At 70.7% G+C, this 23712-nt stretch carries 23 protein-coding genes, 1 tRNA gene and 1 riboswitch; of the genes, 17 read left to right on the top strand and 7 right to left on the bottom strand.

Annotated elements, in window-relative coordinates; translation table 11 throughout:
• Positions 1 to 35: 35 nt before the first annotated feature.
• A riboswitch (cobalamin riboswitch) is annotated at positions 36 to 273 on the bottom strand.
• A gap of 36 nt (positions 274 to 309) precedes the next feature.
• The 5 genes from zapE to JGR64_RS13645 all read right to left on the bottom strand — a co-directional run bounded on the left by zapE (position 310) and on the right by JGR64_RS13645 (position 5234).
• A complete protein-coding gene (gene zapE, locus JGR64_RS13665; protein WP_199374387.1) occupies positions 310 to 1425 on the bottom strand; it encodes a cell division protein ZapE in 1116 nt (371 codons plus the stop codon).
• A gap of 13 nt (positions 1426 to 1438) precedes the next feature.
• Complete coding sequence (locus JGR64_RS13660) at positions 1439 to 2116, bottom strand: alpha/beta fold hydrolase (RefSeq protein WP_199374172.1); 678 nt, start codon at positions 2114 to 2116, stop codon at positions 1439 to 1441.
• Between the two features lie 23 nt (positions 2117 to 2139).
• Complete coding sequence (locus JGR64_RS13655) at positions 2140 to 3573, bottom strand: ExeM/NucH family extracellular endonuclease (RefSeq protein WP_199374170.1); 1434 nt, start codon at positions 3571 to 3573, stop codon at positions 2140 to 2142.
• 90 nt (positions 3574 to 3663) lie between these two features.
• Positions 3664 to 4179, bottom strand: a complete 516-nt coding sequence (locus tag JGR64_RS13650) for a c-type cytochrome (RefSeq protein WP_199374168.1) — start codon at positions 4177 to 4179, stop codon at positions 3664 to 3666.
• Positions 4180 to 4265: 86 nt separating this feature from the next.
• A complete protein-coding gene (locus tag JGR64_RS13645) occupies positions 4266 to 5234 on the bottom strand; it encodes an AEC family transporter (RefSeq protein ID WP_199374166.1) in 969 nt (322 codons plus the stop codon).
• 317 nt (positions 5235 to 5551) lie between these two features.
• Between JGR64_RS13645 and JGR64_RS13640 the strand changes: the two genes are divergently transcribed.
• From JGR64_RS13640 to JGR64_RS13565, 16 genes are all read left to right on the top strand, one after another.
• A complete protein-coding gene (locus JGR64_RS13640; RefSeq protein ID WP_199374164.1) occupies positions 5552 to 6925 on the top strand; it encodes an MFS transporter in 1374 nt (457 codons plus the stop codon).
• An 82-nt stretch (positions 6926 to 7007) separates the two neighbouring features.
• Complete coding sequence (locus tag JGR64_RS13635; RefSeq protein ID WP_199374162.1) at positions 7008 to 8234, top strand: FAD-dependent monooxygenase; 1227 nt, start codon at positions 7008 to 7010, stop codon at positions 8232 to 8234.
• Positions 8231 to 9931, top strand: coding sequence for an FAD-dependent monooxygenase (locus tag JGR64_RS13630; RefSeq protein ID WP_199374160.1), 1701 nt, complete (start codon positions 8231 to 8233; stop codon positions 9929 to 9931). The genes JGR64_RS13635 and JGR64_RS13630 overlap by 4 nt, the downstream gene beginning before the upstream one ends.
• 96 nt (positions 9932 to 10027) lie before the next feature.
• A complete protein-coding gene (locus tag JGR64_RS13625; RefSeq protein ID WP_233348279.1) occupies positions 10028 to 11233 on the top strand; it encodes an FAD-dependent oxidoreductase in 1206 nt (401 codons plus the stop codon).
• A gap of 28 nt (positions 11234 to 11261) precedes the next feature.
• Positions 11262 to 12578 carry an aromatic ring-hydroxylating dioxygenase subunit alpha gene (locus tag JGR64_RS13620; RefSeq protein ID WP_199374156.1) on the top strand — a complete coding sequence of 439 codons (1317 nt, stop codon included), beginning with the start codon at positions 11262 to 11264 and terminating at the stop codon, positions 12576 to 12578.
• Between the two features lie 11 nt (positions 12579 to 12589).
• Positions 12590 to 13105, top strand: a complete 516-nt coding sequence (locus JGR64_RS13615) for an aromatic-ring-hydroxylating dioxygenase subunit beta (protein WP_199374154.1) — start codon at positions 12590 to 12592, stop codon at positions 13103 to 13105.
• Between the two features lie 27 nt (positions 13106 to 13132).
• On the top strand, positions 13133 to 14080 hold the full coding sequence (locus JGR64_RS13610) for a VOC family protein (RefSeq protein ID WP_199374152.1): 948 nt from the start codon (positions 13133 to 13135) through the stop codon (positions 14078 to 14080).
• 5 nt (positions 14081 to 14085) lie between these two features.
• Positions 14086 to 14862 (top strand): SDR family oxidoreductase, encoded by a 777-nt coding sequence (locus JGR64_RS13605; protein WP_233348278.1) that lies wholly within the window; start codon positions 14086 to 14088, stop codon positions 14860 to 14862.
• A gap of 10 nt (positions 14863 to 14872) precedes the next feature.
• Positions 14873 to 15250: a non-heme iron oxygenase ferredoxin subunit gene (locus JGR64_RS13600; protein WP_199374148.1), complete on the top strand. Its 378-nt coding sequence runs from the start codon at positions 14873 to 14875 to the stop codon at positions 15248 to 15250.
• Entirely contained in the window at positions 15247 to 15978 is a 732-nt protein-coding gene (locus JGR64_RS13595; protein WP_199374146.1) for a class II aldolase/adducin family protein, read from the top strand. The genes JGR64_RS13600 and JGR64_RS13595 overlap by 4 nt, the downstream gene beginning before the upstream one ends.
• Positions 15979 to 16092: 114 nt before the next feature.
• The gene (locus tag JGR64_RS13590; protein WP_199374144.1) at positions 16093 to 16764 is read left to right on the top strand and encodes a TetR/AcrR family transcriptional regulator; all 672 of its coding nucleotides are present in this window, start codon (positions 16093 to 16095) and stop codon (positions 16762 to 16764) included.
• Positions 16765 to 16867: 103 nt separating this feature from the next.
• Positions 16868 to 17737: an alpha/beta fold hydrolase gene (locus JGR64_RS13585; protein ID WP_199374142.1), complete on the top strand. Its 870-nt coding sequence runs from the start codon at positions 16868 to 16870 to the stop codon at positions 17735 to 17737.
• Positions 17734 to 18525: a fumarylacetoacetate hydrolase family protein gene (locus JGR64_RS13580; RefSeq protein ID WP_199374140.1), complete on the top strand. Its 792-nt coding sequence runs from the start codon at positions 17734 to 17736 to the stop codon at positions 18523 to 18525. The genes JGR64_RS13585 and JGR64_RS13580 overlap by 4 nt, the downstream gene beginning before the upstream one ends.
• Before the next feature lie 10 nt (positions 18526 to 18535).
• Complete coding sequence (locus JGR64_RS13575) at positions 18536 to 19498, top strand: acetaldehyde dehydrogenase (acetylating) (protein WP_199374138.1); 963 nt, start codon at positions 18536 to 18538, stop codon at positions 19496 to 19498.
• A complete protein-coding gene (dmpG, locus tag JGR64_RS13570; RefSeq protein WP_199374136.1) occupies positions 19495 to 20574 on the top strand; it encodes a 4-hydroxy-2-oxovalerate aldolase in 1080 nt (359 codons plus the stop codon). The genes JGR64_RS13575 and dmpG overlap by 4 nt, the downstream gene beginning before the upstream one ends.
• Positions 20575 to 20696: 122 nt before the next feature.
• The gene (locus JGR64_RS13565) at positions 20697 to 22232 is read left to right on the top strand and encodes an alginate export family protein (protein WP_199374134.1); all 1536 of its coding nucleotides are present in this window, start codon (positions 20697 to 20699) and stop codon (positions 22230 to 22232) included.
• A 43-nt stretch (positions 22233 to 22275) separates the two neighbouring features.
• On the opposite strand, the gene JGR64_RS13950 is transcribed toward JGR64_RS13565, so the two are convergent.
• Both JGR64_RS13950 and JGR64_RS13555 read right to left on the bottom strand, forming a co-directional pair.
• Positions 22276 to 22476: a carboxymuconolactone decarboxylase family protein gene (locus JGR64_RS13950; protein WP_234446963.1), complete on the bottom strand. Its 201-nt coding sequence runs from the start codon at positions 22474 to 22476 to the stop codon at positions 22276 to 22278.
• Between the two features lie 119 nt (positions 22477 to 22595).
• Positions 22596 to 22672, bottom strand: a tRNA-Arg gene (locus tag JGR64_RS13555).
• Between the two features lie 113 nt (positions 22673 to 22785).
• Here JGR64_RS13555 and ubiA point away from each other — a divergent pair.
• On the top strand, positions 22786 to 23697 hold the full coding sequence (ubiA, locus tag JGR64_RS13550; RefSeq protein ID WP_199374130.1) for a 4-hydroxybenzoate octaprenyltransferase: 912 nt from the start codon (positions 22786 to 22788) through the stop codon (positions 23695 to 23697).
• Positions 23698 to 23712: the final 15 nt, after the last annotated feature.

Raw genomic sequence — 23712 nt, 5'->3', positions numbered from 1 at the left:
TCCCCCCGGAGATTCCACGGCCGGCACCGCGCGGCGTGCTTCGCGCGGCTGTCGGCAGGTCTTCGGACTCGTGGACACGGCGACGGAGGTCCGTCGCCACCTACTTGCCGCTGCTTCCCGGGGCGCGTGCCCCAGTGCATGTCGCGACTTCGTTTCCACCTACCGCTGCGGGGCAGTGCCGGCCTTGGCACACGTTCGAAGAACGCGCGCCGCACCGGCTTCCCTTTTCATCCCGTGGCGCAGGCCGCGGGAACCGACCGGCACAACATAGTGGGGTCGATGAGGTAGGTCAATACAATATGTCGTGGCCTAGTCGCGGTGCTCGCGCGCGAGGTATTCGGCGCTGCGCATCTCCACCAGCCGCGATGCGGTGCGCTCGAAGGCACCGCGCAGGCGCTCGCCGGAGTACAGCGCGTGCGGCGCGTCCGCGGCGGTGCACACCAGGTTGACGTTGCGGTCGTAGAGCTCGTCGACCAGGGTGACGAAGCGCCGTGCGGCGTCGTCGCGCGTGGCGTCCATGAGCGGGATGCCGCCGAGCAGCACGGTGTGGAACTCGCGCGCGATCTCGATGTAGTCGGCGGCCGCTCGCGGGCCTTCGCACAGCGCCGCGAAGTCGAACCAGGCCATGCCCTTGCAGCGTGCGCGGGTGGCGATCTTGCGGCCCTCGAGTTCGATCGAGCCGTCGCGGTGGGCATCGTCGCCGCCAAGCGCATGCCAGCGCGTCTCCAGCCAGGCGTCGCCGCCGTCGTCGAGCGGCGCGCGATACACCGGCGAGCGGGTCAGCTCGCGCAGGCGGTAGTCGGTGTCGCTGACCAGTTCCAGCACGTCGCAGTGCTGTTCGAGCAGTGCGATCGCCGGCAGGAACCGCGCGCGCTGCAGGCCGTCGGCGTACAGCGCGGAGGGCGGCGCATTCGACGTGGTCACCAGCACGATGCCTTCGGCGAACATCCGCTCCAGCACGCGCGCCAGCAGCATCGCGTCGCCGATGTCGCTGACGAAGAACTCGTCCAGCACCAGCACGCGCAGCGAGCGCCGCCATTCGGCCACGATCGTGGCCAACGGGTCGCGTTCGCCGGCGTGCTCGCGCAGGCGCTGGTGGACCACGCGCATGAAGCGGTGGAAATGGGTGCGGCGCTTGCCGTTGCCGCCGCGGGCGCCGGCGTCGAGCTTGGCGACCGGCAGCGGCAGGTGCTCGTAGAACTGGTCGACCAGGAAGGTCTTGCCGCGGCCCACGCCGCCCCAGAGGTAGAGGCCCTGGGGCGCGCGCTCGCCGGCGCCGAGCAGGCGCGTGAGCAGGCTGCCGCGCCGCCGCGCGATCAGCGCCGCATGCACGCGGTCGAGCGCCGCGAGTGCCGGCTGCTGGGCCGGGTCATGGCCCCAGTCGCCGCGTTCAACGCCTGCGCGGTAGGCCTGCGACGGCGACATCCCGCCGCGGTCGTCAGTCATTGCCGCCCGGCAGGTGGCGTCGCACGCCACTCTTGATGGCGCCGCGCAGGTCGATCAGCTTGCGATGGAAGAAGTGCGAGGTGTCGGGCATGCGCACCAGTTCGGCCTTGGCCTTGCGCTTGGCCAGCCAGTCATAGACCGCCTGCGGGTCGACGATCTCGTCGGCCTCGCCCTGCACCACCAGCCACGGCATGGTCGGCAGGGTGATGGCATCGAAGTCCCAGCCGCGGCCGGCCGGCGGCGCGATCGACACCAGCATCGCCGGCTGCAGTTCGCTCGCCATTGCCAGGCTCACGTAGGCGCCAAAGCTGAAGCCGGCCAGCCACAGTTCGTCGGACGGCCGCTGCGCGCGCACCCAGCCGGCCACTGCGCGCAGGTCGTCGCGCTCGCCATCGCCCTGGTCGAACGACCCGGCCGACTGGCCGGTGCCGCGGAAGTTGAAGCGCACCGTGGTCACGCCCAGCTCGCGCAGGGCGCGCGCCGCCATGGTCACCACCTTGTTGTGCATGGTGCCGCCCTCGGTGGGCAGCGGATGGCAGACCACGGCCACCACCCGAACCCGCGCGACGTCGTCATCGGGAACGTCGACGGCCACCTCGAGCGCACCCGCCGGGCCCGGCAAGAGCAGCGCGCCGGAGGCGTCGGGGAACACGGGCAGGGGGGTGGTCATGGGGGAATGATAGGTCCTGGTGTTCAGGGCGTGCGCAGGCGCAGGTCGACGACGACCGGGTCGTGGTCGGAGCTGCGCCATGGCTTGACGGCCTGTTCGCCGCCATTGCCGGCCTGATCGGCGACGTTCGATGCCTCGTCTGCGTTGCTGTGCCAGGCGGAGGCCGCCTGCAGGCGCGCTGCCAGCGCCGGGCTCAGCAGGGCGTGGTCGAGGCGGCCGGCCTGGGCGTCATAGACATAGGTGTACGGCGGGCTGGCTGGCGCCGCGTGGCTGCTGGCGGCAAACGCGTCCTGCCAACCCGCGGCGATGAAGTCGCGCACCGGCTCCTCCATCGCGTAGGCATTGAGGTCGCCGAGCACCGCGACCAGCGTGCTGCCGCTTCCGGTGGGATCGCCGGACAGCCAGTCGCGGAGCAGCGCGCCGGATGCGCGGCGCGTCGGGTTCCAGCAGGACTGGCCATCGCCCTGGTCGGCATCGCCGGCGCTGGCGTCGCGGCAGCCCTTGGACTTGAAATGGTTGGCCACCACCACGAACGCGGGGCCGTCGCCGGCGCGGAAAGCCTGCGCCAGCGGCGCGCGGCTGAGCGTCGCAAAGGGGCCGTCGGCAAGGGTGGCCGGCGCACCCACGGGGTGCACCCGGTCGCTGCGGTACAGCAGGCCGACGCGGATCGGGTCGCTGCCCGGGCCCGTGCCGGCATCGACGAAGCGCCAGCGCGCGCCTGTAGGGTCCAGGGCGGCGACCAGTTGCGCAATGCTCGAGCGCGCGTCGTAGCCGTCGTTCTCGACCTCCAGTACCGCGACGATGTCCGCCTCCAGCGCCGCCAGCGCGGCCACCAGGCGCGCCTGCTGCGCCACGTGTTCGCCCGGGGTGCGCGCGCCGCGCTCGGTGGGGAAGCCGCCGCCGGCGCCGTCACCGTTGAAGAGGTTTTCAAGGTTGAGGCTGGCCAGCCGCAACTCGCCGGCCCGCGGTGGCGGTGCAGGCCGTGGCGCGGGGCGCAGCGCCGGCGCGGCCGTGACCTCCAGCCGCGCGCCGTATTCGCCCAGGCGCAGGATGCCTTCGGCGCCATCGACGATTCCGCCGGCGCGCCAGTCGGCGGCCGCCACCTGCGCGTCCTCGCCCAGCGCCAGCACCAGGCTGCGCCGCCGGTTGTGGGCGGCCAGCGCTATCGCGTCGGGGCCGGGTGCGGCGACTTCGGTCGGCGCGAACAGGCGGCCGTCGAAGGACAGCACGACCTCGCCGTTGCGCGCCAGGCGCTGGTTGCCGCTCACGACCAGCGGAGCGGCGATGCGGATCCGTTGGCCTTCGTGCACCCGCCAGTCCGCGGGCGGTGCGCCGAGCACGGCGACCGAGTCCGCGTCCGCGGGGCGCGATGTCGCGATGCTGCCGCAGCCCGCCGTGATCGCCAGCAGGGTGGCGGCGAACAGCACGCCAGGAAAGGGCTTGGACAAGCTGCGCATGGCGACTCCGGCGGGGTGGGCGAACGGCAAGCGGGGGGCGGAAATGACAACGCCGCCCGAAGGCGGCGTCGTTGGCAGGCGGGTGGCCGCTTACTCGAGGTTCGCGACCATCCAGTCCACGGTGGCGATGACCTGTTCGTCGGTCAGCGCCGGGTTGCCACCCTTGGCCGGCATCATGCCGGCGCTGCCGGTGAAGCCTTCGATGGCGTGGCGGTGCAGGGTGTCGGCGCCCTGGGCGATGCGCGCCGCCCATGCCGCGCGCTCCAGCTTGGGAGCGCCGCCGGCGCCGGAGACGTGGCAGCCGGCACACAGGTTCTGGTGGATCACCGCACCGTCGAGCGTGCCGCCGTACGCGACCTGCGCGGTCGCAGCGGCGGCCGCGGCAGCCGAGGCCGCGGCCTGCGCGGCGGCACCGGTGGAGCCCGCATAGACGGCGCTGATCGGCGCGATGCGATCCGCGGTGCGCTTTGAAATGCTCGGGTCGACGTCCACTTCGAGGCTGTGGTGCAGGAAGTACGCGCCCACCATCAGGCCGAAGGTGACCAGGGTCAGGAAGACCAGCACCAGGGAAAATTTCTTGAGGAAATCGAGGTCGTAATTGCGCACGGAGCACCTTTCGCGCGTGGCGGGCGGCCACAGCTGGGCCGGATTATAGAACAGAGCCCGCGGCATTGGCCCGCCTCGGCCACGCCTCATCCGTTCGCGAGCGCCAGCCATGCCGAGATGGTCGCCACCGAGAGCACGGTGGTCACCGCCGTCACCCGCGAGCTCAGGAGGACGCGCGTGCCGAGATGTTCGGCGAGCATAGACGGCCCCGTGCCCGTGGGCAGCATGGCCATCAGCACCACCAGCTGCGCGTGCATCGGCGGCAAGCGCAGCAACGGGACCGCAATCAACCAGGCCACCGCGGGCTGCACCAGCAGCTTGGCCACCGACAGGCCGAGCACCGCGCCGCGCCCGGCGCCGGCGCGAATGTGCGCGGCGACCGGCAGCGCAGCGGCTTCGCGTCGGCCCTGTGTCAGGAACAGCCCGATCGCCACCAGCGCGCAGGGGCTGGCGCAGGCGGCCAGCCGGTCCACCGGGGCCGCCAGCACGGCCGGCAGCCGCCACTGCGCCCACGTCATCGCGGCGCCCGCCGCCGGCGCCCACAGCAGCGGGTTGCGCGCGAGCATCGGCAAGGTGCGCCGCAGCGTGGCGATGATCCCGGCGCCGCGCTGGCGGTCGAACTCGATCACCGCGAGCGCCAGCGCGAACAGCACGCACGCCGTCACCACCACCGACAGGCCGGCGCCGGGCAGCGCGGCATCGCCGAGCGCAACCTGCGCCAGCGCGATGCCGATGAAGCCGGTGTTGGCGTAGGACGCGCACAGGCCATCGAGGCTGGCTCCGGTGAGCGTGGCGCCGCGGCGCCGGGACCACCACAGCACCGGCAGGTACAGCGCCAGGGCGGTCAACACGAACGCCGCGAGCAGCCGCGGCTGCGCCAGCGACGCGCGGTCGGCGCCCGCCATTACCGCGAACAGCATTGCCGGCAGCGCCAGCGACACCACGAAGCGGTTGAGGCCGGCGGCCGCGACCGCATCCAGCACGCCAATGCGGCGCAACAGCACGCCCAGCGCGACCAGGAGGAAAACAGGCAGGGCGGCGGTGATCGTGGACATCTGCTTCCTCTCAATCTGCGCAGCGAACGCGGTGGGGCCGGCATGCGCATGGGTACGGAACGTCGCCTGCGCAGGCGCTGTTGCCGCGCTGCAGCAACGCGCCGGACGCCTTGCCGCAAGGGGTCATGGCGCGCACGGCCGCCGGCTATGTTGCGATGCGACACAGTTGCAACAGCAACCTTTGTTGACAGCCTTCCGCGACGCCGATGAGCATCCGGTGGCCGCCAAGTTACAGACAGATTGGTCGGTTTGTTACTTCAACCACGAACGCAACCTGGACCGCCCGACCGGCGGCCACCCAAAGGGGACGAACGCAGATGTCAGCGCAACCAACCGCGGATACCGCCGCGCCGCAGAGCATCCGCAAGGTGCTGATCGCCGGCTGGCTCGGAACCACCGTCGAGTACTACGACTTCTTCATCTACGGCATGGCCGCCGCGCTGGTGTTCCCGAAGATCTTCTTCCCGGAGCTCGGTGCCGCGGCCGGCGTGGCCGCTTCGTTCGCGACGTTCGGCGTGGCGTTCGTGGCGCGTCCGGTGGGCGGCGTGCTGTTCGGCTATCTCGGTGACAAGCTCGGTCGCAAGACCACCCTGGTCGCAACGCTGGTGCTGATGGGCGCGGCCACCGTGGCCATCGGCCTGCTGCCGCCGGGTTCGATGATCGGCATCTGGGCGCCGATCCTGCTGGTGATCCTGCGCTTCGCGCAGGGCCTCGCGGTCGGTGGCGAATGGTCGAGCGCGGCCTTGTTCGTGGGCGAATACGCGCCGGCCGACAAGCGCGCCTGGTACGCGTTGTCGCCGACCCTCGGAACCTGCTCGGGCCTGCTGCTGGCCACGCTGACCTTCCTCGTCTCGGGCTACTTCATGTCGCAGGAGACGTTCGAGGCCTGGGGCTGGCGCATTCCGTTCCTGCTCAGCGTGCTGCTGGTCGCCGTGGGCCTGTACGTGCGCGTTGGCATCGCCGAAACGCCGGTGTTCCGCGCCGCCGCCGCGCGCGCCGACAAGATCGCCGCCGCGCGCGCGCCGGTGGTCGAACTGTTCCGCCACCAGTGGCGCGAAGTGCTGCTGGCCGCCGGCTCGGTGTCGATGTGGCTGGCGTTCTTCTATCTCGGCGCGGTCTACCTGACCAACTACGGCACCAGCGTGCTCGGCTTCAGCCGCAACGAGATGCTGGGCGTGAACCTGATCGCGGTGGTGGTCAACATCATCGCCACGGTGATCGGCGCGCGCCTGGCAGACCGGATCGGCCGGCGCACGGTGATGGGCTGGGCCAACGGCCTGGCCGTGATCTGGGCGTTCTGCCTGTTCCCGATGGTCAATACCGGCAACCTGCTGCTGGTCGGCATCGCGATGTCGGTGACGCTGACCCTGGTCGGCCTGGCCAACGGCCCGACCGCGGCGCTGATCCCGGAGACCTTCCGCACCGCGTACCGCTCCACCGCCACCGGCGTGTCGTTCAACCTCGGCAGCGTCATCGGTGGCGCAATCCCGCCGATCCTCGCGGCGCCGCTGCTGGCCGCGTACGGCAGCATCGGCATCGGCCTGATGATGGCGCTGATCGCCGCCATCGCCACCGTCTCGATCCTGCTGATGCGCGAAACCGTCGGCACCTCGCTGCACACCGCGGGCTACAAGGCGGGCGACGCGCGGTCGGTCGAGTCGGCGGCTTCGTTCGCCGCCGAACGCGCCTGACGCCACCACTTCCCACCCGTACACCGGACCGCGGCATCCGCAAGGGTGCCGCGCGCCGGGCAACACAGGAACACCCCACGCAATGAGCAAGACCAGCGTCCTCATCGTCGGAGCCGGCCCGGTCGGCATGATCAACGCCCTCGGCCTGGCGCGCGCCGGCGTCGACGTCACCGTCATCGAACGCAACGCCGGCATCGTGCCGGAGCCGCGTGCCATGACCTACCACTGGACGGTGCTGGCCGGCATGCAGCGCCTGGGGCTGCTGGACGACATGGTCGCCGAGGGCTTCAAGCTGCACGAGATGTGCTACCGCATCCTCGCCAGCGGCGAGGTCATCCGGCTCGACATCGATGCCGTGGCCGACGACACCGCGCATCCGTACGCGGTGGTGCTGGGCCAGGACCAGCTGGAGCAGATCGCGCTGCGCAAGCTGGCCGCGTATCCCAACGTGCGCATCGACTGGAACACGCGGATGACCGCGCTGGCGCAGGATGGCAACGGCGTCGACGTGGAGGCCGAGCGCGACGGCAACACGGTGCGCTATCGCGCCGACTGGGTGATTGGCGCCGACGGCGGCGGCAGCGGCGTGCGCAAGGCGATCGGCGCGACCTTCGACGGCATGACCTGGCCGCAGCGGTTCGTGGCCACGAACGTCGTCTGCGACCTCGAGGCGCATGGCTGGGACGCCTGCAACTACCTGGTGGATCCCGCCGACGGCGCGGTGATCGCCAAGGTCACCCGCTCCGGCATCTGGCGCGTCACCTTTTCCGAAGACACCAGCCTCCCGCTGGAAGGCCTCGAGCAGCGCATCCACGCCTACTACGCGCGCGTGCTCCCCAGGGACATGCCCTACGAGCTGAAGCTGTACTCGGCCTACAACATGCACCAGCGCATCGTCGACCGCATGCGCGTCGGCCGCGTGCTGCTCGCAGGTGACGCCGCGCACGTCACCAACCCCACCAACGGCTTCGGCCTGGTGTCGGGCATGCTGGATTCGCAGGTGCTGTCCGAGGCGCTGGCCGCCGTGGTGCAGGGACGCGCGCCGGAGTCGGTGCTCGACCGCTATGCCGAAGAGCGGCGCCGGGTGTTCGCCGAGACCGCCTCGCCGACGTCGGTGGAGACCAAGCGCCTGGTGTTCCACTCCGAAGATCCCGAGCGCCTGGAGCGCGACCTGGAACGGCTGCGCAAGCTCGCCCAGGACAAGGAGTTGCGCCGTGCGCAGTTCAACGTCGGCCACCGCCTGCAGACGCCGTCGGTGCTCGATGCGATCCAGCGCCCGGCGGCGCCGGCGGAGGCCGTGCCGGCGTGAACCAGGCGTACGAGGTGGTGATTTCCGGAGCCGGCCCTGCAGGCCTGACGCTGGCGATCGACCTGGGGCGCCGTGGCGTGCGCACGCTGCTGCTGGAGCGCAACGCCGAGCCGGGCCCGTGGCCGAAGATGGAGCGCACCAACGCGCGCTCCATGGAGATCTACCGCCGGCTCGGGCTTGCCGACGCCATCCGCGAAGTCGGCTACGGGCCGGACACGTCGATGGACGTGTTCACCGCGGTCGACCTGGCCACGCCGATCGCGCGCCTGCGCTACCAGACGGTGCGCGAGCAGCGCGAGTGGATCGCCGCCACCAACGACGGCAGCGCGCCGCTCGAGCCGTACCAACTGGTGTCGCAGTACGCACTGGAGCCGCTGCTCAAGGCGGCCGCCGAGGCCCTGCCTTCGGTCGACGTGCGCTTCGGCCACGAGACCGTGGGCTTCGAGCAGGATGATGGCGGCGTCTGCGTGCAGGTGCGCGGCCCGGGTGACGACACGCAGCGCGTGCGCGGCCAGTACCTGGTGGCCTGCGACGGCGGCGCCAGCTTCATCCGCAAGACGCTCGGCATCGCGCTCGAGGGCCGCGGCCGGCTGGCGCACATGGCACAGGTGCAGTTCCGCTCCGAGCAGTTGTACGACCGCATTCCGATCGGCAAGGGGCGCCACTACTACCTCGCCGATGGCGCGATCGTGGTGGTTCAGGGCAACCGCACCGACTTCACCCTGCATACCTCGCTGCCCGCCGACAGCGACTTCGTGCCGGTGATCCGCGGCTACATCCCCGGCGACTACGACCTGCAAGTGTTGCGCGTCAACGAATGGGACCTGCACCTGCTGGTCGCAGAGCGCTATCGCGAACGCCGCGTGTTCCTTGCCGGCGACGCGGTGCACCTGGTGATCCCGACCGGCGGCCTCGGCATGAATACCGCCGTGGGCGACGCCATCGACCTGGGCTGGAAGCTTGCAGGCGCAGTGCAGGGTTGGGGCGGGCCGGCGCTGCTCGATTCCTACGAACACGAGCGCCGGCGCGTCGGCCTGTTCAATCGCGATGCCTCGGGCTGGGCATCGCAGGGGCCGCAGCGCTGGCGCGCCGCGGTGACGCCGGCGATCCATGCAGCGGGCGACGAAGGTGTCGCCGCGCGCGCCGCGCTGGCGCCACTCGCCGACGTCGAACAGCGGCGCGTGCACGAGATGGCCGGCGCCGAGCTTGGCTACCACTACGCGGGCTCGCCGGTGATCGCCACCGAGCCGGGCCCGGAGCCCGCCTGGGAGCTCAACACCTACGTGCCCAGTGCGCAGCCCGGCGCGCGCCTGCCGCACATGTGGCTGCGCGACGGCCGTGCGCTGTTCGACCTCGTGGGCGATGGCTACACGCTGCTCGCGCTCCCCGCCGCGCCGGATATCGAAGCGCTCGTCGACGCGTTCGCCGCTCGCGACGTGCCGCTGCAGGCGCTGGTGCTCGATGAGCCGGCGCTGGCACGCGTGTACGGAGCGCCGCTGCTGCTGCTGCGCCCGGACCTGCACGTCGCATGGCGCGGCGAACACCTGCCGGCGGATGTCGAGGCGCTGGTCGCGCGTGTCACCGGGCATGGCACGGACAGCCAGCCGGTGTCCGCAAAAGATGAATGCGCGGGCATTCGCGAATTGATCATCGAAGCCGCCGCACCCGCGTTGGAAACCGCCTCCAGCGAAGGTTGACATCACGGTGCAAGGGCGGCAACGATGTCCCATCACTTACAGACAGTCTGGTCGGTTTGTTACTGACTGCCGGATCCGGGGATTGAACGCGTGGACATGCAGCTCGACAACAACGTGGTGATCGCAGGCGCAGGCCAGGCCGCGGCGACGGCAGCCGCCGAGCTGCGCCGTGCCGGCCACGCCGGCGCGATCGTCATCGTCGGCGACGAGGCGCACGCGCCGTACGAGCGCCCGCAGCTGTCCAAGGCGATGCTCAAGCCCGGCGCCGCGCCTGCGCGCCACATCCGCGACGTCGCGGCCTTCGCCGCCGACGGCATCGAACTGCGCCTCGGTCGCCGCGTGCAGGCGGTCGACGCGGCGGCGCGCCATGTCGAGCTCGACGACGGCTCCACCCTCGCCTGGTCGCGCCTGTTGATCGCCACCGGCGTGCGTCCGCGTCGCCTGCCCGGCGCCATGGACGTGCCCGGCCGCGTGCGCTACCTGCGCTCGCTGGAAGACGCCGCGCACCTCGCGCGCGACTTCGACGAAGGCCATGCACTGGCGATCGTCGGCGGCGGCGTGATCGGCCTCGAGGTCGCCGCGGCGGCCGCAGCCCGGGGCATCGCGGTGACCCTGGTCGAGGCCGCCGACCGGCTGATGCCGCGCAGCCTCGATGCGCCGGTTTCCGCGGCGCTGGCGCGCATCCATGCCGCGCGCGGGGTCGACATCCGCCTGGGCTGCCAGGCCGTCGCGCTGCACGACGACGGCAGCGTGGAGCTGTCCGACGGCAGCCGCGTGCCCGGTGCGCGCGTGCTGGTCGGTATTGGCGTAGAGCCGAACATCGAAGCCTTCGCCGGCCTCGGCATCAGCGATGCGCTCGGCATCCGCGTCGACGCCTGCGGGCGTACCGCGATCGAGGGCATCTACGCCGCCGGCGACGTCGCCTCGCAGCCGCTCGCCGCCGGCCATGGCCGCATCGAGACCTGGGCCAATGCGCAGGACCACGCCGTCGCCGTGGCCCGCAACCTCATCGGAGAGCCGGTCGCGTACACGGCGCCGACGTGGTTCTGGTCCGACCAGGGCGGCACCAACCTGCAGGTGCTCGGCGACGCCACGCAGGGCACGCGCGTGGTGCGCGGCAACGAGGGCAGCGACCGCTTCAGCGTGTTCCGCCTCGACGACGCGGGACGGATCAGCGGCTGCACGACCTTGAACAACCCGAAAGACATGGCCATGGCGCGTCGCTGGATGCGCCAGGCCACCCGGCTGGAGCCTTCGAAGCTCGCGGACCCGGCCACCAACCTGAGCGACTGCCAGTCCTGACACGGACCAGCAAGAAAGAGGAAGCGACATGAGCGACAAGCTGGACATCAAGCTGATCGACCGCGGCGACGAGCACTTCCGGGTGTCGCGCGAGGCCTTCGTGCGCGAAGACGTGATGGACGCGGAATACGCGCGCATCTTCGACAAGTGCTGGCTGTACGTCGGCCACGAGTCCGAGTTCAAGAAGCCCGGCGACTTCGTCGCCCGCACCGTGGCGCGCCGCAACCTGCTGGTCACCAAGAACAACGAAGGCGAGATCGGCGCGTTCTTCAACACCTGTCCGCATCGCGGCGCCACCGTCTGCCGCGAGCCGCGCGGCAACGCCAAGAACTTCCAGTGCTTCTACCACGGCTGGGTGTTCGGCTGCGACGGCAAGCTCAAGAGCCAGCCGGGCAAGGAAAGCTACTGCGAGGACTTCAACGCGGAGGGCCGCGGCAACCTGATGCCGGTGCCGCGCTTCGCGATCTATGCCGGCTTCTGCTTCGTCAGCTACGACGCCGACATCGTGCCGCTCGAGGACTACCTCGCCGGTGCCCGCGAGTACCTCGACCTGGTCTCGAAGTATTCCGAGGCCGGCATGGGCGTCAACGAGGGCATGCAGGAATACGCGATCCGTGCCAACTGGAAGCTGCTGGTCGAGAACAGCATCGACGGCTACCACGCGGTCAGCACCCACGCGACCTACCTCGACTACCTGAAGAACACCAACGGCAGCCTGAGCAGCACCAAGCTGGAAGGCATCAGCCGCGACCTCGGCAACGGCCACGCCGTGCTCGAGTACGCCGCGCCGTGGGGCCGCCCGATCGCGTCCTGGGTGCCGCTGTTCGGTGAGGACGGCAAGGGCGAGATCGAAGCGATCCATGCGCGCCTGGTGGAGCTGCACGGCCAGGAGATGGCCGACCGGATGGCGTTCAAGAACCGCAACATCCTGATTTTCCCGAACCTCGTGATCAACGACATCATGGCGATCACGGTGCGCACGTTCTATCCGCAATCGCCCGACTACATGCTGATCAACGGCTGGTCGCTGGCGCCGAACGAAGAATCGGAGTGGGCGCGCAAGTACCGCCTGAGCAACTTCCTCGAGTTCCTCGGCCCGGGCGGGTTCGCCACGCCTGACGACGTGGAAGCGCTGGAGTCGTGCCAGAACGGCTTCAAGAACCATCGCCAGGTGCCGTGGAGCGACATCTCCAAGGGCATGTCGAAGGACGTGCCGAGCTACGACGACGAGCTGCAGATGCGCGCGTTCTGGTCGCGCTGGAACCAGCACATCAACGGCCTGCTGCCGGAGCCCGCCACGCGCGGCGCCGACGCCGCTCCCGCCACCGACCGCGTCGTCGCCTGAGGAGACCGCACATGAATGCCGTACTGCCCGAAGGCCGCGCCGCGGCCGCCACCACCCGCGCCGAAGTCGAGGACCTGCTGTTCACCGAGGCCGAGCTGCTCGACACCTGGCAGCTCAACGAATGGCTGGCGCTCTACACCGAGGACTGCACGTACCTGGTGCCGTCCACCGACCTGCCGAAGGATGCGAACCCCGACCGCAGCCTGTTCTACATCGCCGACGACGCCACGCGCCTGAAAGAGCGCGTGGTGCGGCTGATGAAGAAGACCGCGCACTCCGAGTGGCCGCGTTCGCGCACCCGCCACCTGGTGGCCAACGTCCGCATCCTCGCCGATGACGGCGACGAGGTCGTGGCCGGTGCCGCGTTCATCACCGCGCGCATGAAGAACGGCAGCAACGACCAGTTCATCGGCTCGCTCCGCTACCGCCTGCGGCGGATCGACGGCGAACTGCGCATTGCGGAAAAGCGCATCACGCTCGACCTCGAGAACCTGCGCCCGCACGGCCGCATCAGCATCCTGCTCTGACCCGCGGCCGCCACCCAGGACATCGCCATGACCGTGCCATTCCGCTACAGCAAGCTCGCCTACGCCGCGCTCAACGTCACCGACCTCAAGCGGTCGGTGGCGTTCTACCGCGACATCGTCGGCCTCGACCTGGTCGAGGAAGCCGGCGGCGTGGCGTTCCTGCGCTGCAGCCGCGACCACCACAACATCGTGCTGTACCAGTCGCCGGCACGCGGCCTGAAGCGCGTGGCGTTCGAACTCGAGTCCGGCCACGACGTCGAGGCCGCGTTCGCGCACTTCGCCGCATTGGGCATGGCGCCGGAGCGCATCACCGATGCCGAAAGCGCGCAGCTCCGCCAGCAGGACGGCTTCCGCGTGCGCGAACGCCACAGCGGGCTGCTGATCGAGCTGTTCGCCGGCGCGCGCCAGCTGGCCAGGCCGTTCGTGCCTACCCAGGCCGACATCGCGCGCATCGGCCACGTGGTCATCGGCAGCGCGGATTTCCCGTCGAGCCTCGATGCGCTGGTGCGCGACTTCGGCTTTCGCGTGTCGGACCACATCGAGGACCGCATCGCCTTCCTGCGCTGCCATCCGAACCCGTTCCACCACACGTTCGCGGTCGGGCCGGCGGCGGGCAGCAACTTCCACCACGTCAACTTCATGGTCACCGACATCGACGACATCGGTCGTGCGCTGTACCGCATCAAGAAGAACGACATCAAGGTGGTGTACGGCCCGGGCCGCCATCCGCCGTCGAACAGCGTGTTCTTCTACTTCCTCGATCCGGACGGCATGACGGTCGAATACAGCTTCGGCATGGAGGAGTTCCCCGAGGACGACGCGCGCCAGCCGCGCTGGCTGGAGCCGGTGCCCGAATCGCTGGATACGTGGGGCGCGGTGCCGGATCCGCTGTTCGGCCGCAGCGGCCCGCTCGAGGGTGCGCTGTGCAACGCGGAAGAGCCCGCGCCGCGGAGCGCTGCAGGAGTGGCTGTTTGAGCGCGATGGCGCCCCCGCACGGCGGCCTGCACGGCCATGCCGCGGTGGTCACCGGCGCCGCGCACGGCATCGGCCTGGCGATCGCATCGCGGCTGCTGCGCGAGGGCGCGGCGGTGATGGTCACCGATCTCGACGCCGCCGCCGCCGCCACGGCAGCGGATGCGCTGCGCGCCGACTATCCGGGCGCGCGCGTGTCGAGCCGCGGTGGCGACCTGTCGTTCGAGGCGGAGGCCGTCGCGCTGCACGAGGCCGCGCGCCGCGAGCTCGGCGGCAGCATCGGCATCCTCGTCAACAACGCCGGTGGCGGCGTGATCCTGCCGTTCCTGGAGCACACCCCGGAAACGCTCAAGGCCACCATCGACCGCAACCTGTGGACCACGCTGTGGTGCTGCCGTGCGTTCCTGCCGGACATGATCGCGGCGGGCTGGGGCCGGATCATCAACATCGGCGCCGACTCGGTGCGCAACGGCCTGCTCGACCACGCCGGCTACAACGCCGCCAAGGGCGGCATGCACGGCCTGACCACCGGGCTCGCGCGCGAGTTCGCGCGCAGCGGCATCACCGTCAACACGGTGGCGCCGAGCACCATCCACACCGCGGCGCTGCAGCGCTTCATCGACGCCGACCCGGCCAAGGCGCAGCGCTTCATCGACCCCATCCCGGTCGGCCGTGCCGGCGCGATCGACGAGGTCGCATCCATGGTCGCCCATCTCGCCCTGCCGGAATCGGCGTTCGTCACCGGCCAGGTGATCAGCGTCAACGGCGGCAGCACGATGCTGTGAGGACACCACGATGACAGTCAGCTCGCTTGTCGACCTGTGCGCCATGGCCGAGGTCGAGGCCGGTGGCATCCGCCGCGCCGAACTCCCCGATGGCCACGCCGTGGCCGTGTACAACGTCGACGGCACCTACTACGTGACCGACGACATCTGTTCGCACGGCGAGGCCTCGCTGTCGGAGGACGGCATGCTCGAAGGCCACCAGGTCGAGTGCAGCTGGCACTTCGGCCGCTTCGACGTGCGCACCGGCGAAGCCTGCGCGATGCCGTGCGAAACGGCGCTGCGCACCTGGCCGGTGCGCATCGAGAACGGCCGCGTGCTGGTCGATGCCGGCGACGCCGCGGCGATCTCCGCCGCTGGCGGCGGCTGTCCGAAGGCGCACGCGGCATGACGCCGGTCCCGTCGCCGGCGCTGGAGCGCCGCGTCCGCGTCGCCGCCCGCGCGCTGTCGCGCCATGGCCTGGTCCAGGCCTGGGGCCACTGCAGCGCGCGCATCGACGACGAACATTTCCTGGTCTGCGCGCCGCGGCCGATGGGCCGCATCGCGGTCGGCGAGGCCGGCACCGTGGTGCATGTCGCGCAGCCGCTTCCGGACGGCGTACTCGGCGAGGTGCGCATCCACCAGCAGGTCTACCGCCAGCGCCCCGACGTCGGCGGCGTGTGCCGGGTCATGCCGCCGAAGCTGGTCGCGCTGTCGACGCTGGGCATCGTGCCCTCGCCGCGCCACGGCGTTGGCGCCTTCAACGCCGCCTGCCGCTTCTGGCAGGACCCGCGCCTGCTGCGTGACGACGGCCTGGCGGCGGAACTGGTCGCGCACCTCGGCGACGCGCCGGCGCTGGTGATGCGCGCCAACGGCGCGGTCACCGTGGGCGGCAGCATCGAAATGGCCGCCGGCTTTGCCTGGTGCCTGGAGGACGCGGCGCGCATCGAGCACGACGTGCGCGCGATCGGCGCCAGCGCCGAGGTCGACGCCTGCCGGCTCACGCGCGACGAGATCGGCCTGCGCCAGGTCAGCTCGGGCCGCGTGTTCGAGCGGCTCTGGGACCATATGTGCGGCTCCGATCCGGAGGCCATCGAGGCCGAGGCGCAGTTTCCGGCGCCGGCCTGGGGCACGGCGTGAGCCAGGCCCGGGCCGCGAACGCCGCGCGCTCCGCGTCGCCCCGTCATTGCCGCCGCGACCCGGCGCGCGGTACGGTTGCGGCGATCACGCTCTTTCGTGTGCAGGCAGGACGCAATGCCCAAGACAACGGTGCCGGATGGCGCCAAGCCCAGGATCAAGGCGCCGCCGCGCAGGACGCAGGCGGAACGGCGCGAGGAAACCCGAAACCGCATTCTGGCGGCGGCGGTGAGCGAGCTGACCACCAAGGGCTATGCCGGCTTCCGGGTCAACGAGGTCGCGACCGCGGCCCAGGTCTCGAAAGGCGCGCAGACCCATCACTTCCCGACCAAGCAGAGCCTGGTGATCGCGGCGGTGCGACGCGCGTACGAAGAGTCGCATGCCACCAGCACGCGGTTGATCGCCTCGGTCAAGCCGGGCAGCGACGTGTTCGCGGCGCTGATCAAGGACTCGGAGAAGTTCTACTTCGGCGCGAACTTCGCCATCTCGATCACCATGATGGGGCTCGGCGACCACGAGCCGGAGCTGCGCAAGCAGGTGCAGCTGATCTCGCGCAGGTTCCGCCTGCCGATCGAGGGCGAATGGTTCCGGGTGCTGTGCGAATCGGGTCTGCCCGAGGACACCGCGCGGACCGTCCTCTACCTCACCCAGAACATCTACCGCGGCATCGTGATCCGGCGCTTGATGCGCAACGAGCCGCAGTACTCCCGCTATTCGACCAGCGCCTGGGCGAAGCTCGCCCGCGGCCTGATCGAAGCACAGCTCGGCAAGACCGCCATCCCGGCCTGAGCCGCGGCGCCGGCACGGCGCCCACCCGTTCCCGCAACGCCATGCCCCTGCGCTTCCGCGCGGGCGGGCGGCGCCTGCCCGTCATTCCCCATTGGAGAACCCCATGAGTCTCTGGCTCGATCTGCTCGGTACTGAAATCCGCTACGTCACCACGAAGAACTTCGGCACCATCCGCGTCGCCGAAGCCGGCAAGGGCAACGGCGACACGATCATCTTCCAGCACGGCCTGAACGGCCATCTGGAGGCCTACGCCAAGAACATCGTGCCGCTGTCGAAGGACTTCCACGTGGTCGCCTTCGACTACGTCGGCCACGGCCTCTCGAGCAAGCCCGAGCGCGAGTACACGCCGATGATGCTGGCCGAGCAGCTCGGCGAGCTGATGGATGCGATGGGCATCGACAAGGCGCACCTGTCCGGCGAATCGCTGGGCGGCTGGGTGTCCGGGCACTTCGCCGCGAACCACCCCGAGCGCGTCGGCCGGCTGATGCTCAACACCGCCGGCGGCATTCCGATCGTCACCGACAAGGGCCGCCAGGACCTGGCGACCTTCATCGGCCTCAACAAGCGCAACATCGACAACACGCCGAGCTACGAGTCGGTGCAGGCGCGCATGCACTGGCTGATGCACGAGAACAACCGGCACCTCGTGGACGCCGAGCTGGTCGACCTGCGCCTGGGCATCTACCTGCGGCCCGAGAGCCGCAAGGTGCTGCCGCTGCTCAACCGCATCATCGAGAACCACGACGACTACCTGATCCCGCTGGACAAGCTGCCCGAGGGCACGCTGTTCCTGTGGACCCGCGACAATCCGATCCACGACACGCCGTCGGTCGAGGCCGCGCAGGCACGGGTGCCGGGCAGCACGCTGTACATGATGCGGGGCGACGCCGCGCACTGGCCGCAGTACGAAGCCATCGACGAGTTCAACACGCTGGCCACCAACTTCTTCAAGACCGGGCGCGTCGAAGGATGAGCGACGCCCGCGTCCAGGCGATTGCCGACCGCCTCTGGCAGGCGCAGCAGGCACGCACGCCGTGCGCGCCGGTGCGCGACCAGTTCGAAGGCGACGCGGCGGCGGTCGCTGCCGGCGCCTACGCCGTGCAGCAGGTCAACATCGCGCGCCAGCTGGCGGCCGGCCGGCGCGTGGTTGGTCGCAAGATCGGCCTGACCTCGCCGGCGGTGCAGCGCCAGCTCGGCGTCGACCGCCCCGACTTCGGCACCCTGCTCGACGACATGGCGGTGGTGGACGGCGAAGCGATCGACACCGCCACGCTGCTGCAGCCGAAGGCCGAGGCCGAGATCGCGCTGGTGCTTGAGCGCGACCTGGTGCACGAGCGCCACACCGTGGCCGACATCATCGGCGCCACCGGCTACGCGCTGGCGGCGATCGAGGTGGTGGCCAGCCGCATCGCCGGCTGGGACATCCGTTTCGAAGACACCGTGGCCGACAACGCTTCGTCCGGCCTGTTCGTGCTCGGCACCCAGCCGGTGCCGCTGCGCAAGCTGGATCTCGCCGGCGCGGCGATGCGCATGCGGCGCGGCGCCGATGTCGTGTCGGAAGGCGTCGGCGCGGCCTGCCTGGGCAACCCGCTCAACGCCGCCCGTTGGCTGGCCGACACCCTGGTGCGCACCGGCACGCCGCTGCGCGCCGGCGACGTGGTGCTCACCGGCGCGCTCGGGCCGATGGTGGCCGTGCAGCCAGGCGACACGCTGACCGCGCACATCGACGGCTTCGCGCCGGTGCGCGCAATTTTTTCCTGAGGATTCCGAAATGGGCGACATCCACGACGACCGCGCCGCGGTCGCAATCATCGGCTCGGGCAACATCGGCACCGACCTGATGGTCAAGATCCTGCGCAACGCACGGCACCTGCGCATGGGCGTGATGGTCGGCATCGACCCGGCGTCGGACGGCCTCAAGCGCGCCGCGGGCATGGGCGTGGACGTGGTGGCCGACGGCATCGACGGCCTGCTGGCGCATCCGCGCTTCGCCGACATCCGCTTCGTGTTCGACGCCACCAGCGCCGGCGCGCATGCGCGCCATGACGCGCTGCTGCGCCCGCACGGGGTGCGCGTGATCGACCTGACGCCGGCGGCGATCGGCCCGTTCGTGGTGCCGCCGGTCAACCTCGACCAGCACCTCGATGCACCGAACCTCAACATGGTCACCTGCGGCGGCCAGGCGACCATCCCGATGGTGCATGCGGTGGCGCGCGTGGCGCCGGTGGCCTACGCCGAGATCGTCGCCTCGATCTCCAGCCGCTCGGCCGGGCCCGGCACGCGCGCCAACATCGACGAGTTCACCGAGACCACCTCGCGCGCGATCGTCGAAGTGGGCGGTGCGGCGCGCGGCAAGGCGATCATCGTGCTCAATCCGGCCGAGCCGCCGCTGATCATGCGCGACACCGTCTACTGCCTGGTCGCAGGCGACGCCGACCGCGCCGCGATCGCGGCATCGGTGGCGTCGATGGCCGCCGAAGTGCAGCGCTACGTGCCCGGCTACCGCCTCAAGCAGGAGGTGCAGTTCGACGCCTTGGACGGCCGCATGCCGGAAGAAGACGCCACGGCCGACATCGCGCCGCGGCTCAAGGTCTCGGTGTTCCTCGAGGTCGAGGGCGCCGGCCACTACCTGCCGAGCTACGCCGGCAACCTCGACATCATGACCAGCGCCGCGCTGGCCACGGCCGAGCGCATCGCCGCGGCCGCACGCGTCGTGGAAGGAGAACCCGCATGAGCGACCAGACCGCCGCCACCGGCATCACGCCGCGGCCGTTCGATGCCGCCCGCGCCATCCATGTCTCCGACGTCACCCTGCGTGACGGCATGCATGCCATCCGCCACCAGTACAGCCTGGATGACGTCGAGCGCATCGCACGCGCGCTGGACGGCGCCGGCGTCGACAGCATCGAGGTGGCGCACGGCGACGGCCTGCGCGGCTCCAGCTTCAACTACGGCTTCGGCGCGCACACCGACCTCGCCTGGATCGAACGCGCGGCATCGGTGGTCAAGCGCGCGCGCATCGCCACCCTGCTGCTGCCCGGCATCGGCACCGTGCACGACCTCGAGGCCGCGCATGGCGCCGGCGCCAGCGTGGTGCGCGTGGCCACCCACTGCACCGAGGCCGATGTCTCGCGCCAGCACATCGAGCACGCGCGCAAGCTGGGCATGGACACCGTCGGCTTCCTGATGATGAGCCACATGTCGGCGCCGGCGGCGCTGGCCGCGCAGGCGAAGTTGATGGAGTCGTACGGCGCGCAGTGCGTGTACGTGGTCGATTCCGGCGGCGCGATGAACATGTACGACATCGCCGACCGCTTCAAGGCGTTCAAGGACGTGCTCGATCCGGCCACCCAGACCGGCATGCACGCGCACCACAACCTGTCGCTGGGCGTGGCCAACTCGCTGGTCGCGCTGGAGCATGGCTGCGACCGGGTCGACGCCAGCCTCACCGGCATGGGCGCCGGCGCCGGCAATGCGCCGCTGGAGGTGTTCATCGCCGCGGCGGATCGCCTCGGCCTGGACCACGGCTGCGACGTGCGCGCGCTGATCGATGCCGCCGAGGACATAGTGCGCCCGCTGCAGGAGCGTCCGGTGCGCGTGGACCGCGAGACCCTCGCGCTCGGCTACGCCGGCGTGTACTCGAGCTTCCTGCGCCATGCCGAAACCGCCGCCGCGCGCTACGGCCTGGACGCCTTCAACATCCTGGTCGAGCTGGGCAAGCGGCGCATGGTCGGTGGCCAGGAAGACATGATCGTCGACGTGGCGCTCGACCTGGTGCGCGCACGCGACGCCGCGCCCGCGGAGGCCTGACCGACACGGGCCCGCCGCAAACCGACCACCCGGCTCCACCCGAACGCCGCCTCCCCCACGCGCGGTGCGCCCTTCCACCCACCACAACAACGGACCCCTGCCAGGGGCCCGAGGGGTTCGCCATGTCCAGTGATCCGCAAACGAAGCACTTCCACGCACGGACGCGTGCCGCCCGCCATCCGCTCGCCGCAGCACTGCTGCTGGCGCTGTTCGCCGCGCCGGTGATCGCCTCCGAACCGGTCGCGGATGCGCCGGTCGAAGCCGACCAGGTCGAAGCGCAGGCCGTGGCGCCCGAGCCGCCGCCCCCGGCGCCGGCCGCACCCGCTCCGCCGTTCCGCGCACCCAACGTGCACATGATCCCCTGGGCCAACAACTACGCGTTCCTGGCCGACCCGGCCAAGCGCACCGGCGCCGCCTGGGAAAAGCTGTCGTACATCCCGGTCAGCGATCGCGACCCGCAGAAGTTCCTCACCATTGGCGGCGAGTTCCGCTACTACGGGCAGTACTGGGAGCACGTCACCAACGGCATCGCGCCCAACGACAAGAACGACTCGCACCAGCGCCGCACGCGCATCTACGGCGACCTGCACCTGGGGCCGGACTTCCGCGCGTTCCTCGAGCTCGGCGAGAGCTGGGAGCACGACGCCGAGTTCCCGACGCCGAACAACTTCGACGGCCTCGACATCCAGCAGGCGTTCGTCGATGCCAGCTTCGGCATCGGCGACGGCCACCGCATCACCTTCCGCCCGGGCCGCTTCCAGATGCCGCTCGGCAACGGGATCATGGTCGGCACCCGCGACGGCACCGCGCTGCGCTACACCTATGACGGCCTGCGCGTGATGCTGGCCACCAAGGCGGGCAACAAGCTCGACGTGTTCGCGACCCGCCCGGTGGCGATCGCGCGCGGCAGCTTCGACAACGGCCCGGACAACGGCCGCAGCTTCAGCGGCGTGTACTTCAGCCACCCGACCGGCAAGGGCAGCGGCGTGGACGCCTACTGGTACAACGTCGGCCACGAACGGGTCGCGTTCCCGGGCGGCTTGGTGGGCCCGCAGCGCCGCCACAGCGTCGGCGTGCGCGCCTTCGGACGCCCCGGCCGCTGGGACTACGACGTCGAAGGCGTGCTGCAGGCCGGCAGCTTCGCCGGCGAGGACATCCGCGCCTGGGGCTTCATCTCCAACGGCGGCTACACCTTCACCGATGCGCGCTTCGCGCCGCGCCTGGGCGTGCGCGTCAACGCCTTCAGCGGCGACGACGACCGCGGCCAGGGCGACCTCGGCACCTTCGAGGCGCCGTTCCCGCGCACCGCGCTGCATACCGATGCCGGCCTGTTCGTGTTCATGAACCTGGTCAACGTGCATCCCACCGTGACCTGGGCGTTCACGGACCGCGTGCGCGCAAGCCTCGGCTTCAACGCGATGTGGCGCGAGAACACCAACGACGACATCTACTACGGCGGCACCGGCCGGCCGCTGGCCGCGGTGCCCACCCGTGACCGCCATGTGGCGACCAGCTACGAGGCGCAGGCCAACTGGCAGGTCAACCGCAACCTCAACCTCAACGTGTTCCTGTCGCACATCGAGGCCGGGCGTGCGCTCGAGGCCGCGGGCGGCGAAAGCGGCCAGTACTACGGCATGTGGGCGCAGTACCGCTTCTGACGCGCGTCCCCGCGCGCCGGCCATGCCCGGCGCGCGGACCGCCTCAGCCGTGTGCGTCGACGGCGTCCATGACGCGCGCCGAGTACACCAGCGCGGCCCCGGCGTTCAATGCGACCGCCACGGCCAGCGCCTCCGCGATCTCCTCGCGGCTTGCACCGCGCTTGAGCGCGGCATCCACGTGCACCGTGATGCCCAGTTGGTTGGTCTGCGCTCCGGCGTTGCTCAGGGTGGCGTAGCCGCGCACCGCGACTGGAACGGGTACCGGACCGACCTGGCGAAGCGGATCTCCGAGATCGGCACGCTGTCGCCGGACAGACGATCGACGGCGACGCGAGGGCCGCCAGTCGGTGCGATCGGTGCGATTGGTGCGCCTGGAGGGATTCGAACCCCCGACCAATGGCTTCGGAAGCCACTACTCTATCCGGCTGAGCTACAGGCGCGCAGGGCGGCATTTTCCACTATCCCGCCGGATGAAGCGAGCGCCGCGCCGCGGGATGCGCTGTTGCCGACGCCTGCGCGGTGGCTGCAGCAGCCCGGCGGTACCATGCTCGCCATGTCCTACGAACGTTTCGAGTCGCCACCCGCCACCACGCCGGACTGGCGCGCGCGCCTGGGTCTGTACTGGCGCCTGATGCGCGCCGACCGGCCGATCGGCTGGCTGCTGCTGCTGTGGCCGACCTGGTGGGCGCTGTGGATCGCCGCCGAAGGCGTGCCGCCGCTGTGGACCCTGTTCGTGTTCAGCGCCGGCGTGTGGCTGACGCGCGCGGCCGGCTGCGTGGTCAACGACTACGCCGACCGCTGGCTGGACCCGCATGTCGAGCGCACCCGCGAGCGGCCGCTGGCGACGGGCGCGGTGTCGGGGCGCGAAGCCCTGGCGCTGTTCGTGGTGCTGATGCTCATCGCGTTCGCGCTGGTGCTGACGATGAACCGCCTGACCATCCTGCTCAGCGGGGTCGGGTTGTTCCTCGCCGCCACCTATCCGTATCTCAAGCGCCACACCCACCTGCCGCAGGTGTACCTGGGCATGGCCTTCGGCTGGGGCATCCCGATGGCGTTCGCCGCGGTGCAGGGCGAAGTGCCGGCGGTGGCCTGGGTGCTGTACGTCGCCAACATCTTCTGGTCCACCGCGTACGACACCTGGTACGCGATGGTCGACCGCGACGACGACATCAAGGTGGGCTCGAAGTCGACCGCGATCCTGTTCGGCGAACTCGACCTGGTGGCGCAGGGCGTGCTGTACGCGCTGGCGTTCTCGGCGCTGGCCCTGGTCGGGCGGCAGGCCGGCCTGGGCAACTTCTATTGGGCGGGCCTGGGCGTCGGCGTGCTGCTGGTGGCGTACGAGTTCTGGATCGCCCGCCATCGCCAGCGCGACCTTTGCTTCCGCGCCTTCCTGCACAACCACTGGGTGGGGATGGCGGTATTCGCCGGCATCGCGGTGGACCTGGCGATGCGCGGCGCGGGCTGAGCGGCCAGTTCCCTG

Origin of the sequence: Luteimonas sp. MC1572 (assembly GCF_016615815.1) — a bacterium.
In the GTDB taxonomy this organism is placed as follows: domain Bacteria; phylum Pseudomonadota; class Gammaproteobacteria; order Xanthomonadales; family Xanthomonadaceae; genus Luteimonas.
The sequence above is the reverse complement of the archived record's forward strand: the minus strand, read 5'-3'. Positions and strand labels throughout refer to the sequence as shown.

Excerpts from the sequence above, each read along its gene's own strand:
- ubiA (WP_199374130.1), top strand. The coding sequence starts at position 22,786 with ATGTCCTACGAACGTTTCGAGTCGCCACCCGCCACCACGCCGGACTGG.
- JGR64_RS13585 (WP_199374142.1), top strand. The coding sequence starts at position 16,868 with ATGAGTCTCTGGCTCGATCTGCTCGGTACTGAAATCCGCTACGTCACC.
- JGR64_RS13655 (WP_199374170.1), bottom strand. The coding sequence starts at position 3,573 with ATGCGCAGCTTGTCCAAGCCCTTTCCTGGCGTGCTGTTCGCCGCCACC.
- JGR64_RS13590 (WP_199374144.1), top strand. The coding sequence starts at position 16,093 with ATGCCCAAGACAACGGTGCCGGATGGCGCCAAGCCCAGGATCAAGGCG.
- zapE (WP_199374387.1), bottom strand. The coding sequence starts at position 1,425 with ATGTCGCCGTCGCAGGCCTACCGCGCAGGCGTTGAACGCGGCGACTGG.
- JGR64_RS13660 (WP_199374172.1), bottom strand. The coding sequence starts at position 2,116 with ATGACCACCCCCCTGCCCGTGTTCCCCGACGCCTCCGGCGCGCTGCTC.
- JGR64_RS13635 (WP_199374162.1), top strand. The coding sequence starts at position 7,008 with ATGAGCAAGACCAGCGTCCTCATCGTCGGAGCCGGCCCGGTCGGCATG.
- JGR64_RS13610 (WP_199374152.1), top strand. The coding sequence starts at position 13,133 with ATGACCGTGCCATTCCGCTACAGCAAGCTCGCCTACGCCGCGCTCAAC.
- JGR64_RS13640 (WP_199374164.1), top strand. The coding sequence starts at position 5,552 with ATGTCAGCGCAACCAACCGCGGATACCGCCGCGCCGCAGAGCATCCGC.
- JGR64_RS13645 (WP_199374166.1), bottom strand. The coding sequence starts at position 5,234 with ATGTCCACGATCACCGCCGCCCTGCCTGTTTTCCTCCTGGTCGCGCTG.
- JGR64_RS13575 (WP_199374138.1), top strand. The coding sequence starts at position 18,536 with ATGGGCGACATCCACGACGACCGCGCCGCGGTCGCAATCATCGGCTCG.
- dmpG (WP_199374136.1), top strand. The coding sequence starts at position 19,495 with ATGAGCGACCAGACCGCCGCCACCGGCATCACGCCGCGGCCGTTCGAT.
- JGR64_RS13565 (WP_199374134.1), top strand. The coding sequence starts at position 20,697 with ATGTCCAGTGATCCGCAAACGAAGCACTTCCACGCACGGACGCGTGCC.
- JGR64_RS13605 (WP_233348278.1), top strand. The coding sequence starts at position 14,086 with ATGGCGCCCCCGCACGGCGGCCTGCACGGCCATGCCGCGGTGGTCACC.
- JGR64_RS13620 (WP_199374156.1), top strand. The coding sequence starts at position 11,262 with ATGAGCGACAAGCTGGACATCAAGCTGATCGACCGCGGCGACGAGCAC.
- JGR64_RS13595 (WP_199374146.1), top strand. The coding sequence starts at position 15,247 with ATGACGCCGGTCCCGTCGCCGGCGCTGGAGCGCCGCGTCCGCGTCGCC.
- JGR64_RS13600 (WP_199374148.1), top strand. The coding sequence starts at position 14,873 with ATGACAGTCAGCTCGCTTGTCGACCTGTGCGCCATGGCCGAGGTCGAG.
- JGR64_RS13580 (WP_199374140.1), top strand. The coding sequence starts at position 17,734 with ATGAGCGACGCCCGCGTCCAGGCGATTGCCGACCGCCTCTGGCAGGCG.
- JGR64_RS13615 (WP_199374154.1), top strand. The coding sequence starts at position 12,590 with ATGAATGCCGTACTGCCCGAAGGCCGCGCCGCGGCCGCCACCACCCGC.
- JGR64_RS13625 (WP_233348279.1), top strand. The coding sequence starts at position 10,028 with ATGCAGCTCGACAACAACGTGGTGATCGCAGGCGCAGGCCAGGCCGCG.